This window comes from Pararobbsia silviterrae, from assembly GCF_003628125.1.
GTDB lineage: Bacteria > Pseudomonadota > Gammaproteobacteria > Burkholderiales > Burkholderiaceae > Pararobbsia > Pararobbsia silviterrae.
The window spans coordinates 67269-83016 of the sequence record NZ_RBZU01000017.1 but is presented as its reverse complement, the minus strand read 5'-3'; the positions used below and the strand labels follow the sequence as shown (position 1 = coordinate 83016).

Below are 15748 nucleotides of genomic sequence, written 5' to 3'. Positions count from 1 at the left end.
GATGGCTTCCTGATTCTGAGTGACTTGCCTCGTTTAACGGCAAGGGCACCTCGAACTTTATATTCGCCCCGGTTCGCACCGGCCTACCGATTCTTCCAAACGACCTGTTTCTTACCTAAAATCCCTATAAAACAACGAGTTAATGTTTGTGCGACGCATTTGTTACTAGATGTACGTCACATCGGAATCTGTACGACGCCACGACCCGTCGCGGTCCCAACGACCGTTTGACCGTTGTCCGTCTTGACGCGCACCTGCTGGCCCGGGCCCGCGTTGTTGAGCGCGCTGCCGTCGGTGCTGATCGAGAATCCGTTGCCCTCGGCGACGACCTTGACCGTCTGCCCGAGCTGAATCGCATTGACCGAGCGGATCAGGTCGGTGCGCACGGGCAGGCCCGGCGTGATCCGGTTCTGCGCGACCGCGCCGACCGCCTGCGACGGGTCCGTGACGATGGCGCGCGGCATGACCGCGAGGTCGCCGTCGCGCGGCAGCAGATCGGTCGCCTGGATCACGTCGCCGGGCATGATCTGGCGCGCCGCGACGTAGTACGTCGCCTCGACCGAGATCCGCGCGAGCACGTAGAGCGTCCAGGGCCGGTCGCCCACGCAGCGCACGCCGACGGTCGTGCGGCCCCAGACCGGCGCGCCCGGCGCCATGAATGCCTGGAGGTTGTCGCAGGCCGCGAGACCGTGCGGACCGACGGGCGGCACGGTGATCGTCACGCGGCCGGGCAGACCCGCGGCCTGTTCGCGCAGGAAGTCCTCGGCGACTTTCATGATGACGGCCGGATCCTGCTTGCCGACGGGCACCGCGCCGGCGACCGCGAGTTCGGCGTGCGAGATCGTGACCGAGTGTTCGATCGGCGGTCCGTTCGACGATTCGACGATGACCTGCGGCGCGGCCGCGTGGACGCGTTGCAGCGCCGGCGCGCGCTGGGCGTCGTCGTTCGACGCCTGTGCGGCGTTGCCGGCCGCGCCGGAGGCCGCCTGCGCGGCGTCGTGGCGCAGGTCCGCGGCCGCCGCGAAGCGCGCGGCGGGCGACATCGCGGTCCCCATGCTTTGGGTCGGCTCGATGGTTTCGAGCGACGGCATCTTGCGCGCGGTCGGCACGTTCACGCGCGCGTCGAACGCGAGCTTGCCCGGCGCGCCGGCGGGTGCGGCATTCGGCGTGTTTGTCTGGTTTGCGGCGGCGGTGTTGACGGCGGTGCGCGGCGTCTGTGCGGTCGCGGCGTTCGTATTGACCCGCGCCGCTTGGGGCGCGCTCTCGTTGGAGAGTTCGGCCGCGGCCTGCGCACGCAGGCGGGCGACCTCGGCGCCGGCGGGCGCCGCGGGCTGGCGCGCCGGCTGGGGTGCCGCTTGTGCGGCCGACGGCGCCGCCGGCTCGTCCGCGTCGACGAGCTGGGTCGACGCGTCCGGGTGATTCGCGAGCAGGGCGGCCGCCGGATCGAACGCCGGCGCCGCGCTCGCGTTGCGCGGGCTCGCGCCGGACGGAACGCCCGCGTTCGTCGTGTTCGTCGCGTTGACCGTGTTGGCGCCGGCTCCGCGCACGGTCTCGACATTGACCGGCGCGCGTTTGGCGCCCGTCTCGCCGTTGCCGGGGATCACGATCTGCGCGCCGCGCGCGGCCGCGGCGAATTCGGCGTCGGCATTCGCATTCGCATTCGCATTCGCGGGGGCGGCAGCCTGCGCCGCGCCGCCCGTGCGGCCGCCGGCCGGGTTCGCCCCGTTCGGCGCCGCCGCTTCGGCCGTGCCTGGAATCACGATCATGCCGCCGGGCGCTTCCTGCGCGAACGCGGCGAGCGGCAGCGCGGGCAGCGACAATGCCGCGCCCAGCACACCGACGCGCGCAAGCCAGCCGGCGCGTTGCGCCGTGCCATCGATCGTCTTGTTGCGTGGGGCCATGTCGCTACTCCGCTCGAACCGCGCGTCCCCGGCGCACCGATGGCGCTCGCGGGACGGATTTATCACGGAGCAAATTCTAGAACCGGGCTCGCGGCTGAAAACGAGGAATTGAAGGCCGCTTTCCCGCCTATTCACCCGATTGCAGGTTGCATGCGGCCCCTAAGATGCCTGACATGCGGAAAAGCCCCTTCTTGCGTCGCATGAAGCGGAGGATCCGCGCGATATGGTCGTCCGGCGCCCTGGGCGCAGATGATGGAGATTTTGATGGTCGATAAGCTCGATGCAGAGATGAAGTTCGGACAGGAAGCCCTGAACCTGCGCGGTTACCGCCAGGAGGTGCTGTCCTCGAACATCGCGAATGCCGACACGCCGGGGTACGAGGCGCGCGACATGGATTTCTCGAAGACCCTGACGACGGCGCTCAAGAAAGGCGGCCACGACGAGTCCGGTCAAAGCGGGCTCCAGCTCGTGACGGACGACGTCGGGCATATCGCCGGTCAGGCGCAGGGCACGACGGGCAACGGTTTCTACGGTCAGTTGGCTTACCGCAATCCGGTCCAGCAGAGCCTCGACGGCAATACCGTCGACCTCGACACGGAGCGCGTGAACTTCGCCGACAACTCGCTGCATTACGAAACGGGCATGACCGTTCTCACGGGCCAGATCAAGGCGATGCTCGCCGCGATCACGCAGGGCACTTGAGCACAGGGTACTTGAAGAGGGATCGGCGTTCGCGCGGCGGTGGCCCGAAGGGTCTCGCGGCGCGCACGGCGAAGCCGGATCAAACGCAGCACACGCATAGGCAGCAACGGGACGCGGGGAAACGGCTCGGCGCTGCAGTTTGAAATCGATGCAATCTGAATAAGGGGCGCATTCCATGCCTTCCATGATGAGTGTGTTCGACGTCGCCGGCTCGGCGCTGACCGCCGAGTCGCAACGTCTGAACGTGACCGCGTCGAACCTCGCGAACGCGAACAGTACGACCGGACCTGACGGCCAGCCATACAAGGCCAAGCAGGTGGTGTTTCAGGTCAAGCCGATCGGCGGCGGGCGCACGAGCTCCGGCCAGCAGGTCGGGGGCGTGACGGTCAGCAGTGTCATCGACGATCCGACGCCGATGAAGATGACCTACGACCCGAGCGATCCGTCGGCGAATTCCGATGGATACGTGACGCGGCCGAACGTGAACCCCGTGGACGAGATGGTCAACATGATCTCGGCCTCGCGCTCGTATCAGGCGAACGTGGAAACGTTGAACACGGCGAAGACCCTCATGTTGAAGACGCTGACGATCGGCACCTGATTCGCTACCTGACTCTCTAGACCACCATGACCTCTTCCGTTACCAGCACGAGCAGTACGTCGTCGACGTCGAGCAGCAGCCTCACGAGCGACAGCGCGTCCGATCTCGAAACCACCTTTCTGACGCTGCTCGTCACGCAGCTTCAGAACCAGGACCCGACCAATCCCGAGGACAGCACGCAGATGACCTCGGAGCTTGCGCAGATCAGCACCGTGTCGGGCATCAACAGCCTCGAAACGTCGCTCGACTCGCTCGCGACCCAGCTCAACACGTCGCAACAGCTCCAGGCCGGCTCGCTGGTGGGCTCGGGCGTGCTCAGCGACGGCAACACGATCACGGTGGCCACCGGCACCGATTCGTCGGGCGACTCCGAACAGGTCGTCACGCCGATCGGGATCCAGCTTCCGAGCGCGGCGACCAGCGTCACGGTCACGATCTCGGACTCGAACGGCAACGTCGTGCAGACGCTGAACCTCGGCGCCGAGCCCGAAGGCGTGACGCCGATCGAATGGAACGGCGAGAACTCGTCGGGCACCGCGGTCGCGAACGGCTCGTACACGTTCACGGTCACGGCGACGGGCTCGTCGGGCACGATCACGGCGACCCCGCTCGCGTACTCGACGATCGAAGCGGTCGGCGCGAATTCGGACGGCACGACGAATCTGCAGCTCTCGAACGGCACGTCGGCGACGCTGAGCCAGATCGCCGAACTCATCTAATTGAATTGAATCGAGCGCGGCCGCGATACCGCGCGCGCTCGGCAACACCTATTTATCCGGAGGCCTACGATGGGCTATTCACAAGGTCTGAGCGGTCTGAGCGCCGCGAGCAACGAACTCGACACGATCGGTAACAACATCGCGAACTCGTCGACGACCGGCTTCAAGTCGGGTACGACGGTCTTCGCCGATATGTACGCGAACACGGTGTCGACCGCGGTGTCGACGCCCTCGGGCATCGGCGTGAACACGGTCGGCGTCGAACAGGACTACGGCCAGGGGACGTTCGACAACACGGGCGTGCCGCTCGACGTCGCGATCAACGGCAACGGCTTTTTCCGGATGTCGGTCAACGGCGAGATCGAATATTCGCGCGACGGCGAATTCCACACCGACGCGAACGGCTATCTGATCGACGCCGAAGGCGCGAACGTCACGGGCTACACGGTCGGCACGGACGGCATCGTCTCGTCGACGAACCCGGTGCCGATCCAGATCCCGATGGGCAATATGGCGCCCTCGGCGACCACGACCGTCACGGCGACGGGTCTGAACCTCGACTCGTCCGCCGCGATCCCGACGACGACGCCGTTCAACCCGACCGACGACACGAGCTACTCGTTCTCGGACCAGATCACGACGTACGACACGCTCGGCGATTCGCACACGATGCAGCTCTATTACGTGCGCAACTCGCCGTCGAGCCCGATCACGTACGACGTCTATGCGGCCGAGGACGGCACGCTCGTTCAATCGCAAAGCGGCACGGCGGGCACCACGGGCCTGATCGGCACGATGGACTTCTCGAGCACGGGGACGCTGACGGGCTTCGTGAGCGCGGGCGGCACGGGCACGCAGACGAACACGAACGAAGTGCTCGTGACGGGCATCGACCCGGGCACGGGCGCGACGACGCCGATGAGCATCAACTTCGACTTCTCGGGCGCGACCGCTTACGGCGGCACCGGCAATACCGCGAACTTGCAGCCGGACGGCAACGCGGCGGGCAACTACGTGAGCGCGTCGATCGACGAGAACGGCGACGTCGTCTGCACGTACTCGAACGGTTTGACCGAGACCGTCGCGCAGCTCGTGCTCGCGTCGTTCAACAACAACAACGGTTTGCAGCCGGTCGGCGGCAACAAGTGGATTCAGACCGGCGAATCGGGCGAGCCGACGCTGGGCGTCGCCGGATCGGGCACGTTCAGCTCGCTGCAGACCGAGTCGCTCGAAAACTCGAACGTCGACCTCACGGGCGAACTCGTCGACCTGATCACGGCGCAACGCTTCTATCAAGCGAACGCGCAGACGATCAAGACGCAGGACACCGTCGACCAGACGCTGCTCCAGATGAACTAATTGAACTGACGCATCGCACGGGCTTGCCCGTGCACCCGTGGTCGCGGCGCGTATCGCGCGGCCGCGGGGCGCAGCAGGATTTTCGATTTCCGTCTTTAGCGCACCGTTATGGACCGTTTGATCTACACCGCAATGACCGGCGCGTCGCAGACGCTCGACGAGCAGGCCACCGTTGCGAACAATCTGGCGAACACGTCGACGTCGGGCTTTCGCGCCCAGCTGTCCGCCTTTCGTGCGGTGCCGCTGAAGACGCAGGACCAGCTTTCGGCGAACAACAACGACGTCACGCGGACCTATGTGCTGTCGTCGACGCCGACGCCCGACTACACGCCGGGCATCATCCAGAAGACCGGCAATCCGACCGATCTCGCGATCCAGGGCGACGGCTGGTTCGCCGTGCAGACCGAGGCGGGTCAGGAAGCGTACACGCGTAACGGCACCTTCCACGTCGACGAAAACGGTCAGCTCGTGGACTCGCAAAACCGCGTCGTGCTCGGCAACGGCGGTCCGATTTCGGTGCCGCCCGGCGGCACGATCTCGTTCGGTCAGGACGGCACGATCTCCGAGCTCGGCGGCGGCGATTCACCGAACCAGATCGCCGTGATGGACAAGCTCAAGCTCGTGAACCCGGGCAACGCGAACATGGTACGCGGCGACGACGGCCTGTTCCGGACGTCGAGCGGGCAGCCCGCCGACGACGATCCGACCGTGCAGGTCGTCTCGGGCGCGGTCGAGACCAGTAACGTGAACCCCGTCGAGGCGATGGTCTCGATGATCTCCAACGCGCGGCAGTTCGAAATGCAGATGAAGATGCTCTCGACGGCCGACAGCAACGAACAAAGCGCGAACGCGCTTCTGAACTTCAGCTCCTAGGAAACACCATGAATCGTTCCTTGTATATCGCTGCGACCGGCATGAACGCGCAGCAAACGAATCTGGACGTGATCTCGAACAACATTGCGAACGTGAGTACCAATGGGTTCAAGGGATCGCGGGCCGTGTTCCAGGATCTGCTGTATCAGACCGTGCGTCAGCCCGGCGCGTCGTCGACCGATACGACGCAACTGCCCTCGGGCATGCAGCTCGGCACGGGTGTGCAGGAGGTCGCGACCGAGCGTCTGTATTCGCAAGGCTCGCTGACGCAGACGACCAACGCGAAGGATCTCGCGATCAACGGCAGCGGTTTCTTCCAGGTCCAGATGCCCGACGGCACGACCGCATACACGCGCGACGGCGAATTCCAGACCGACCAGAACGGCGTGCTCGTGACGGCCGAGGGCTATCAGGTCCAGCCGCAGATCACGATTCCGCAGAACGCGACGTCGTTCACGGTCGGCAGCGACGGCACCGTGACGATCACGACGCCCGCGAACGTCAATGCGACGCAGATCGGCTCGATCCAGCTCGCGAACTTCATCAACCCGGCCGGCCTCGAAGCGCTCGGCCAGAACCTGTTCTCGGAGACGAGCACCTCGGGCGCGCCGCAAGTCGGCACGCCGGGCCTCAACGGTCTCGGTTCGCTCCAGCAAGGCTACGTCGAGGCGTCGAACGTCAACGTCGTGCAGGAGCTCGTGAACATGATCCAGACGCAGCGCGCGTACGAGCTCAACAGCAAGGCGGTCGAGACGTCCGACCAGATGCTGCAGAAGCTCACGAGTATTCAGTAACGCAAACGGATCCGGCCGCGCGCCGCCTCGGGCGGCGCGCGCGGGAACCGAACACGATGGTGGCAGTGATGGTATCTCTCGAATCCTTGATAGCCGAGCTTCGGCGGCCCCAGCGGGCCGTGGCGACGCGCCGTACGCTCGCGGCATGCGCGGCCGCGGCGCTCGCGGCGTGCGCGCAGATTCCGCAGCAACCGCTCGTGCAGCAGCCGATGACCGCGATGCCGCCGCCGCGGCCCATCGTCGCGCAGTCGACGGGCTCGATCTATACGGGGTATTCGGATCATCCGCTGTTCGAGGACAGCCGGCCGCGCAACGTCGGCGACATCCTGACCATCGTGATCGCCGAAAACATCAACGCGACGAAGAGCTCCGGCTCGTCGGCCTCGCGCGCCGGCTCCGAGACGTTCACGCCGACGGCGATGCCCGGCATCGTCGGCGGCCTGTTCAATCACTCGGCGACCTCGGTCACGGGCGACAACACATTCCAGGCGACCGGCGGCGCGGCGGCGCAGAACACGTTCAGCGGCACGCTGACGGTCACCGTCACGCAGGTGCTCGCGAACGGCAACCTGATGGTCAGCGGCGAGAAGCAGATGCTGATCAACCAGGGCAACGAATACATCCGGTTTTCAGGGGTCGTGAACCCGACGACGGTCTCCGGCACGAACACGGTCGAGTCGTACCAGGTCGCGGACGCGAAGATCGAATACAGCGCGAAGGGCTATATCAACGAGGCCGAAACCATGGGCTGGTTGCAGCGCTTCTTCCTCAACATTGCGCCATTCTGATCATGCAAGCCTCGTTCTCATTCCGCATGGTCCGGCAGCTCGTGTCGGTCTCGTTGCTCGTGGCCTGCGCCACGCTCGGCGCGCTCGCGCAGCCCGCGCACGCCGAGCGCCTCAAGGACCTCGCGCAGATCCAGGGCGTGCGTGACAACCCGCTGATCGGCTATGGCCTCGTCGTCGGTCTCGACGGCACGGGTGACCAGACGACCCAGACGCCGTTCACGACGCAGAGCTTGACGAATATGCTCGCGCGTCTCGGCATCACGGTCACGGGCGCGACGAATATGCAGCTCAAGAACGTCGCGGCCGTCATGGTCACGGCGGATCTGCCCGCGTTCGGGCGTCCCGGCGAAGGCATCGACGTGACCGTCTCGTCGATGGGTAACGCGAAGAGCCTCAAGGGCGGCACGCTGCTCATGACGCCGATGAAGGGCGCCGACGGCGAGGTCTACGCGATCGCGCAGGGCAATGTGCTCGTCGCGGGCGCGGGCGCGTCGGCCAACGGCAGCAAGGTCCAGGTCAACCAGCTCGACGTCGGCCGCATCTCGAACGGCGCGTTGATCGAGCGCGCGGTTCCGACCGTCATCGGTCAGGCGGGCACGCTGCAGATGACGCTCAACGAAACGGATTTCGAGAACGCCCAGCGCGTGGCCAACGCGATCAACACCGCGTTCGGCGGCGGCACGGCGGTGCCCGTCGACGGCCGCACGGTCGCGATCAAGTCGCCCGGCGACCCGGCCGCGCAGGTCGCGTTCCTCGCGCAGGTCCAGAACCTCGACGTATCGATTTCGAAGCAGGCCGCGAAGGTCATCGTCAACGCACGGACCGGTTCGGTCGTGATGAACCAGATGGTCCAGTTGCAGACGTGCGCGGTCGCGCACGGCAATCTGTCGGTCATCGTCAACACGACGCCGCAGGTCAGTCAGCCCGGTCCGTTCTCGAACGGGCAGACCACGGTCACGCAACAGTCGCAGATCCAGGTCCGCCAGGAAAACGGCTCGCTGCAGATGATCAAGGCCGGCGCGTCGCTCGCCGACGTCGTCAAGGGGCTCAACGCACTCGGTGCGACGCCCGCGGACCTGATCTCGATCCTCCAATCGATCAAGGCGGCCGGCGCGTTGCGCGCCGACCTCCAAATCATCTAAGGGGCGCGCCATGACGAACCTGAGCATGCAGAACACGCTGGGCGGCAGCACCGACGCGGCCGATATCTCGAACCGGTTCGCGCTCGACACGAACGGCTTCGCGGCGATGCGCACGCAGGTCCAGAACTCGCCGCTCGCGGGCGCGAAGCTCGCGGCGCGCCAGTTCGACGCGACGTTCATCCAGATGATGCTCAAGAGCATGCAGGATGCGACGCCGTCGAAGGGCCTGCTCGACAGCGAAGCGGGTAACCAGTACATGTCGATGCTCGATCAGCAGCTCGCGCAGCAACTGTCGACGCGCGGCATCGGCGTCGCCGACGCCTTGCTCGGCCAACTGCTGCGCAACCAGGGCATGCAGGTCGGACCCGACGGTCAGCTCATGAGCAACGACGCGAACGGCACGACGAGCGCATCGGGCGCGATCAATACGAACGCGATGCTCAATATGCTCGCGCAGTCGGCCTATGCATCGGCCCATGCGCAGGGGCAGTCGCTCGCCCAGAACGGTCAGGATTTCAACGCCGACGACTCGGACGTGGGCTACGACGGCGACGACCGCAAGCAGGCCTTCGTCAACAAGCTCGGCAGCGCGGCGCGCACGGCCTCGGCCGCGTCGGGCATTCCGGCGCGCTTCATCCTGTCGCACGCGGCGCTCGAATCGGGTTGGGGCCGCCACGAGATCCGCGAAGCCGACGGCTCGACCTCGCACAACGTGTTCGGCATCAAGGCCGGCAAGAACTGGACGGGCCGCACGGTCATGGCGATGACGACCGAGTATGTCGACGGCGTCGCGCAGAAAGTCCGCGCGAAGTTCCGCGCGTACGACTCGTACGACGACGCGATGGTCGACTACGCGAACCTGCTGCGCTCGAATCCGCGCTACGCCGACACCGTCGCGTCGTCGCACGACGCGGTCGGCTTCGCGAACGGTCTGCAGCGCGCGGGCTACGCGACGGATCCGGCCTACGCGAAGAAGCTCGTGCGGATCATGAATCAGATGGTCTAGCCGTCGAGGTCCCGGTGTTTCGCGCGTCGCGGCGCGCCGAGACAGGGGCCGGGGCGGGCATTGGCAGAGATCGGCAGGGATCGGCAGGAAACCAGCAAGAAATGGCAGGTAATGCGCGGCAAGGCGAGCACGGCTTCACCGGGGCGCTCGTCTGCTCAAGTTTCGTGGGTGCGGGCCGTTAAGCAGTCATTGACCGGCCTGAGCCATTCGATGCCGCACCGTCCGGCGCGTGCCAGGACGTCACGGCAACACAGGATCACGCATGACACAATCGCTCATACAAATCGGCTCCACCGGCTTGAATGCCGCGCAGTACGGCCTGTCGGTGACGGGTAACAACATCGCGAACGCGTCGACGACGGGGTATTCGCGCGAAGTCGTCGACTACTCGGAATCCACGGGACAAAACTTCGGCGCGGGCTATCTGGGCTCGGGCGTCAATGTCGTCACGGTCCAGCGCCAGTACGCCGAATACCTGAATCAGCAGCTCAACGCGGCTGTCGCGCAGGGCGGCATGTTGACGACGTATAACTCGTCGGCCGAACAGCTCAACGACATCGTCAGCGATCCGACCGCGGGGATCACGACCTCGCTGACGACGCTGGCCTCGGGTCTCTCGACCGTCGCGAACAGTCCGAGCGACACGTCGGCGCGCGCCGCCGCGCTCGGCGACATCAATTCGCTGACGACGCAGTTCAACGAGGTGACGCAGGAGTTCAACAGCGTCCGCTCCGACATCAACACTGAGCTGACCGGCGCCGTTTCGCAGATCAATACGCTGTCGTCGCAGATCGCATCGCTGAACAAGCAGATCGTGACGGCCGAGGCGTCGTCGGGCCAGCCCGCGAACCAGTTGCTCGATCAGCGCGACGCGGCGGTCAATCAATTGGCCCAGCTCGTCGGCGCGACGACGACCGACAACGCCGACGGCTCGATCAACGTGACGATCGGCAACGGCCAGTCGCTCGTCAACGGCCAGTATTCGTACAACCTGACGACGGTCGCGTCGTCGTCGAATTCGTCCGAACTCGACATCGCCTATCAGGTCACGAACAGCGCCGGCGTCACGTCGACGATTCCGATCTCGGAAAGCGTGCTGACGTCGGGCACGGTCGGCGGGCTGTTCCAGTTCCGCAGCCAGACGCTCGATCCGCAGCAACGCGCGCTCGGCAACATCGCCGTCACGCTCGCGACGACGATGAACGAGCAGAACGAAGCCGGCGTCACGCTGACGGGCGCGCAGGGCAGCGCGCTGTTCGACGTCACGCAGCCGACCGTGACGGCCGCCACGGCCAATACGGGCGGCGCGACGATCACCGCCACCTACGGCGGCTCGACGCTCAGCAGCCTGACCGGCGACAACTACACGCTGACCTACGAAGGCGGCGGCAACTATTCGCTGCAGGACACGACCACGGGCGGCGCACCGGTCACGGTGAGCGCGACGGCCGATACGTCGGGCACGGGCAGCTCGATCAACGTCGACGGTCTGCAGATCGCGATCTCGACCGATCCCGCCGTCGGCGATTCGTTCCAGATCCAGTCGGATACGACCGAGGCCGGCTCGACGCTGTCGGTCGCGATCACGGACGGATCGGACATCGCGGCGGGTTCGCCGCAGGCGACCGCCACGACGGGCACGACGAATACGGGCACCGGCACGATCACGGTCACCTCGCCGCCCGCGCAGTACTACCCGACCGGCGCGATGATGCAGGGCACCGTCACCGCGACGGTCAACGCGACCGGCACGCTGGACTTCGCGCAGACCACGACCGGCGACGCGTTGCCGGACGTCACGGTCACCGTCAACGGCGTCGCGACGACGTATTCGCCGCCGACCAATGTGCCGGTGACGGCGGGCGCGACGTACAACGTCGGCGGCGTGACGTTCACGATGAGCGGCACGCCGGCCACGGGCGACACGTTCACGCTGACCGCAAGCGCGGCTGCGCCGTCGGACAACACGAACGCGCTTCAGCTCGCGAACCTGTTCAACGAGACGACGATCGGCAGCCAGACGTATTCGGGCGCGTACTCGGCCTTCGTCGGCGCGATCGGCGACGCCGAATCGACGTCGAACACGGCGAGCCAGGCACAGACGACGCTGATCTCGCAAGTCACGCAGGCACAGCAGTCGGTGTCGGGCGTGAATCTCGACGAAGAAGCCGAAAACATGATGACCTACGAGCAGATGTATCAGGCGAACAGCAAGGTCATCCAGGCGGCAAGCACGATCTTCGACGCCATCATCGGCATCGATACCTGACCTTATCTGTGATGCGCGGCGCAGCCGCGCACAACGACTGACATCGAAGGAAACGACATCATGCGTATCGCAACAAGCACGATCAACGCGATCGGCGTGGCCGGGATGGCCAACCAGACGTCGCAGATGGTGACGCTCGAGGAAGAAATCTCGACGAACCGGACGGTCAATCTGGCCGGCGACAACCCCGTCGCCGCTGCGGAGTCCGTGCAGGTCCAGACCTCGATCCAGAACCAGACGCAGTACACGGCGAACCAGGATTCGGCCACGACGGCGCTGGGTCTCGAAGACAGCACGCTGAGCAGCGTCTCGACCGTGATCCAGAACATTCAGTCGGTTCTTGAACAGGCGAACAACGGCTCGCTGACCGACACCGACCGTGCGTCGTACGCGACCGAGCTCGAGTCCGATCGCGCCCAGTTGCTGGCGCTCGCGAATACGACGAACTCGACGGGCCAGTATATTTTCAGCGGCGCGCAGACGAGCACGGCCCCGTTCTCGAACAATCCGAGCGGCGCGGGCGTCGTCTACAACGGCGATCAGGGCGTGATCAACGCGCAGATCAGTTCGTCGCGCCAGATCGCGACGAACGATCCGGGCAGCAATGTGTTCATGTCCGCGACGCCGGGCGCGACGTCGCCGATCCCGACGGCATCGTCGTCGAACACCGGCTCGGGCACGATCGGCGTCGTCTCGACGACGCAGTCGGGCGCGGCGTCGAACGCCGACAGCTACACCGTGACGTTCGCGGTCGATGCGTCGGGCAACACGACGTACACGGTCACCGACAATTCGGCGACGCCGCCGACCGTTTCGTCGGCGCAGAACTACACGGCCGGTTCGTCGATCCAGCTCGGCACGGGCGAGACGATCACGATCAACGGCGCGCCGGCGGATGGCGACTCGTTCAACGTCGCGCCGCCGACGGCGTCGCAAAACAACATCTTCGCGACGATCGACAACGCGATCGCGGCGCTCCAGACGCCGTCGCAAAGCGCGTCGGGCCAGACGAACGTCACGAACCAGATGGCGACGGCGCTCTCGCAGGTGGCGAACTCGTACACGACGGTGCTGACGACGCTCGCGTCGGTCGGCTCGCGCGAAACCGAAGTCAACGCGACGAGCACGCTGACCTCGACGGTCAGCACGACGTACTCGACGCAGCTCAGCAACCTCGTCGGCCTGACGACGGATGCGATGGCCGGCGTCTACTCGCAGCTCTCGACGATCCAGACGCAGCTTCAGGCGACGGAAGAAGCCTATTCGTCGACGGCGAAGCTGTCGCTGTTCTCGGACATCAACACCTGATACGTCGGCGCGGGCAGGGTATTCACGGGGCTCAAGCCCGCTGCCGCGCTGCCGTTATACAGATATAAGCGACGCCGCGCGAAGACGGCACGAAAGTTCAATCGCTACGGGGGCGTTCCGGGGGCCAGTTCGATCGGTACGGGACGTACGCGCAACGGTCACGCACAGCGTGGCCGTTTTTTTTTGCCCGCTTCCGTGACGAAAGAGGCGGGGCGGCCAGCGTTGTCATCGGCCGCCGCAAACCCCTTCGGATATCTCCCGCCGCTTCTTCTTGAGTCTTCTTGAGGGGCTGTGCGCACGCCCGCTTGGGAAACCTTCTATCCCAGACCGCCGACCACGCGCACGACCGCATCCATCGCGGCCGAGAACAGCCGCGCGAAGAACGGCATCAGGTTCGGCGTCATCCACTGAAGCATCAGCAAGCCGACCGACAGCGTCAGCGGAAAGCCGACCTGGAACACGCCGATCTGCGGCGCGGCGCGATTGAGCACGCCGAGCGAGAGGTTCACGATCAGCAGCGCGATGATGACCGGCAGCGACAGCAGCAGGCCCGCTGAAAAGATCGTCTCGCCCCAGGCCGCGACCGTATGCAGGCCGAGCGCGGCGATCGGCGTCGCCGAGATGGGAATCCGATAGAAGCTGTCGAGCAGCGTGCCGAGCACCTGCAGATGCCCGTCGATCGACAGGAAGGCCAGGATGCTCACGAGGTTCATGAGCCGCGACAGCACGTCGGTCGAGCCGTCGGTGCTGCCCGTCAGGAGCTGCGCGAAACCGAGGCCCATCTGCAGCCCGGCCATGTCGGCGGCGGCCTCGATGGCCGTGAAGACGATCTGGATCGTGAAGCCGATCGCGGCGCCGATGAGGATCTGCTCGGCCAGGATCAGCAGGCCGATCGGCGTCGTGACGCCGATCGCGGGCAAGGCCGGCAGGCTCGGCGCGATGATGATCGTGATCAGCAGCGAGATGCCGACCTTGACCATCACGGGGATCGACGCGTGGTTGAAGAACGGCGCGGTCGCGAACAGCGCGAGCAGGCGCGTCGCGGGCCAGATGAAGGCCGCGAGCCAGGCCATGAGCTGCGCGTAGGTGAACGTGATCATCCGGAGATCCGCGTGCGCCGCATCGTGCGTCGCGTTGTGCGTCGTAAGGCGCGTCGTGTGGCGCGTGGCATCGTGCGTCCGGGCGCGGCGCGCGCGCCTAGCCGATCAGCGACGGAATGTTCGTGAAGACCTGCCGCATGTAGTCGAGCATCATGTGCAGCATCCAGGGACCGGCGATCACGAGCGCCGCGAACACGGCGAGCAGCTTCGGGATGAACGACAGCGTCGATTCGTTGATCTGCGTCGCGGCCTGGAACAGGCTCACGACGAGACCGACGACGAGCGATACGAGCAACAGCGGCGCGGCGAGCGTCAGCGCGATGACCATCGCATGGTGGGCAATGCCCATGACGGATTCTGGCGTCATGACAACCTCGCGATCATTGGAAGAAGCTCTGCGCGAGCGAGCCGATGATGAGCTGCCATCCGTCGACGAGCACGAACAGCATGAGCTTGAACGGCAACGAAATCGTCGCCGGCGACACCATCATCATCCCCATCGACATCAGCACGCTCGCCACGACGAGGTCGATGATCAGGAACGGAATGAAGATCGTGAAGCCGATCTGAAATGCGGTCTTGAGTTCGCTCGTCGCGAACGCGGGCACGAGCAGCGACAGCGGCACGTCGGCCGGCGTGTTCATCGGCGCGGCGTGCGAGATCTTCGCGAACAGGGCGAGATCGGGCTCGCGCGTCTGGCGCAGCATGAACTGCTTGAACGGCTGCGCGCCGCGCGTGACGGCTTCCTCGAACTGGATCGTGCCGTCGGAGAACGGCTTGTAGGCGTTCTGGTACGCGTTGTCGAGCACGGGCGACATCACGAAGAACGTCAGGAACAACGCGAGCCCGAGCAGCACCTGATTCGGCGGCGTCGTCGAGAGCCCCATCGCCTGACGCAACAGCGACAGCACGATGATGATCCGCGTGAAGCTCGTCATCATCAGCAGGATCGCGGGCAGGAAGCCGAGCGACGTGATGAACAGCAGCGTCTGGATCGGCAGCGAGTAGCTCGTGCCGCCGTTCGCGCCCGGAATCGCGATAAACGCGGGCAGGCCGCCGGGCGCGCTGCCCGTGCTCTGCGCGTACGCCAGCATCGGCAGCGCGAGCGCCGCGCCGAGCGCGACGCGGCGGACGAGCCGGCGGCGCGCTTGGGGGACCGCGGAAGTCGGTGAGTCGTTCATGTCTG

General features: G+C 65.7%; 15 protein-coding genes. 11 read left to right on the top strand and 4 right to left on the bottom strand.

Going from position 1 to position 15748, the window contains the following annotated elements:
* Positions 1-176: 176 nt before the first annotated feature.
* The gene (gene flgA, locus D7S86_RS30360) at positions 177-1901 is read right to left on the bottom strand and encodes a flagellar basal body P-ring formation chaperone FlgA (protein WP_240648414.1); all 1725 of its coding nucleotides are present in this window, start codon (positions 1899-1901) and stop codon (positions 177-179) included.
* Between the two features lie 264 nt (positions 1902-2165).
* On the opposite strand from flgA, the gene flgB reads away from it, so the two are divergent.
* From flgB to flgL, 11 genes are all read left to right on the top strand, one after another.
* Positions 2166-2603, top strand: coding sequence for a flagellar basal body rod protein FlgB (gene flgB, locus D7S86_RS26330; protein ID WP_121091033.1), 438 nt, complete (start codon positions 2166-2168; stop codon positions 2601-2603).
* A 175-nt stretch (positions 2604-2778) separates the two neighbouring features.
* On the top strand, positions 2779-3204 hold the full coding sequence (gene flgC, locus D7S86_RS26325) for a flagellar basal body rod protein FlgC (RefSeq protein ID WP_121090985.1): 426 nt from the start codon (positions 2779-2781) through the stop codon (positions 3202-3204).
* Between the two features lie 26 nt (positions 3205-3230).
* On the top strand, positions 3231-3923 hold the full coding sequence (locus D7S86_RS26320) for a FlgD immunoglobulin-like domain containing protein (protein ID WP_205962897.1): 693 nt from the start codon (positions 3231-3233) through the stop codon (positions 3921-3923).
* Positions 3924-3992: 69 nt separating this feature from the next.
* Complete coding sequence (flgE, locus tag D7S86_RS26315) at positions 3993-5282, top strand: flagellar hook protein FlgE (protein ID WP_121090983.1); 1290 nt, start codon at positions 3993-3995, stop codon at positions 5280-5282.
* Positions 5283-5390: 108 nt separating this feature from the next.
* Positions 5391-6155 carry a flagellar basal-body rod protein FlgF gene (flgF, locus tag D7S86_RS26310; RefSeq protein ID WP_121090981.1) on the top strand — a complete coding sequence of 255 codons (765 nt, stop codon included), beginning with the start codon at positions 5391-5393 and terminating at the stop codon, positions 6153-6155.
* Positions 6156-6163: 8 nt separating this feature from the next.
* Positions 6164-6949 carry a flagellar basal-body rod protein FlgG gene (gene flgG / locus D7S86_RS26305; RefSeq protein WP_121090979.1) on the top strand — a complete coding sequence of 262 codons (786 nt, stop codon included), beginning with the start codon at positions 6164-6166 and terminating at the stop codon, positions 6947-6949.
* A gap of 68 nt (positions 6950-7017) precedes the next feature.
* Entirely contained in the window at positions 7018-7737 is a 720-nt protein-coding gene (locus tag D7S86_RS26300) for a flagellar basal body L-ring protein FlgH (protein WP_121090977.1), read from the top strand.
* Between the two features lie 2 nt (positions 7738-7739).
* Complete coding sequence (locus D7S86_RS26295; protein WP_121090975.1) at positions 7740-8879, top strand: flagellar basal body P-ring protein FlgI; 1140 nt, start codon at positions 7740-7742, stop codon at positions 8877-8879.
* Between the two features lie 10 nt (positions 8880-8889).
* Complete coding sequence (flgJ, locus tag D7S86_RS26290; RefSeq protein WP_240648413.1) at positions 8890-9885, top strand: flagellar assembly peptidoglycan hydrolase FlgJ; 996 nt, start codon at positions 8890-8892, stop codon at positions 9883-9885.
* A gap of 262 nt (positions 9886-10147) precedes the next feature.
* The gene (gene flgK / locus D7S86_RS26285) at positions 10148-12154 is read left to right on the top strand and encodes a flagellar hook-associated protein FlgK (protein ID WP_121090973.1); all 2007 of its coding nucleotides are present in this window, start codon (positions 10148-10150) and stop codon (positions 12152-12154) included.
* Between the two features lie 60 nt (positions 12155-12214).
* Entirely contained in the window at positions 12215-13462 is a 1248-nt protein-coding gene (gene flgL, locus D7S86_RS26280) for a flagellar hook-associated protein FlgL (RefSeq protein WP_121090971.1), read from the top strand.
* 317 nt (positions 13463-13779) lie between these two features.
* On the opposite strand, the gene fliR is transcribed toward flgL, so the two are convergent.
* The 3 genes from fliR to fliP form a co-directional block, all read right to left on the bottom strand.
* Positions 13780-14562 (bottom strand): flagellar biosynthetic protein FliR, encoded by a 783-nt coding sequence (fliR, locus tag D7S86_RS26275; RefSeq protein ID WP_121090969.1) that lies wholly within the window; start codon positions 14560-14562, stop codon positions 13780-13782.
* Positions 14563-14659: 97 nt separating this feature from the next.
* Positions 14660-14929 carry a flagellar biosynthesis protein FliQ gene (fliQ, locus tag D7S86_RS26270; protein WP_121090967.1) on the bottom strand — a complete coding sequence of 90 codons (270 nt, stop codon included), beginning with the start codon at positions 14927-14929 and terminating at the stop codon, positions 14660-14662.
* A 13-nt stretch (positions 14930-14942) separates the two neighbouring features.
* Complete coding sequence (gene fliP / locus D7S86_RS26265) at positions 14943-15743, bottom strand: flagellar type III secretion system pore protein FliP (RefSeq protein ID WP_121090966.1); 801 nt, start codon at positions 15741-15743, stop codon at positions 14943-14945.
* Positions 15744-15748 lie beyond the last annotated feature (5 nt).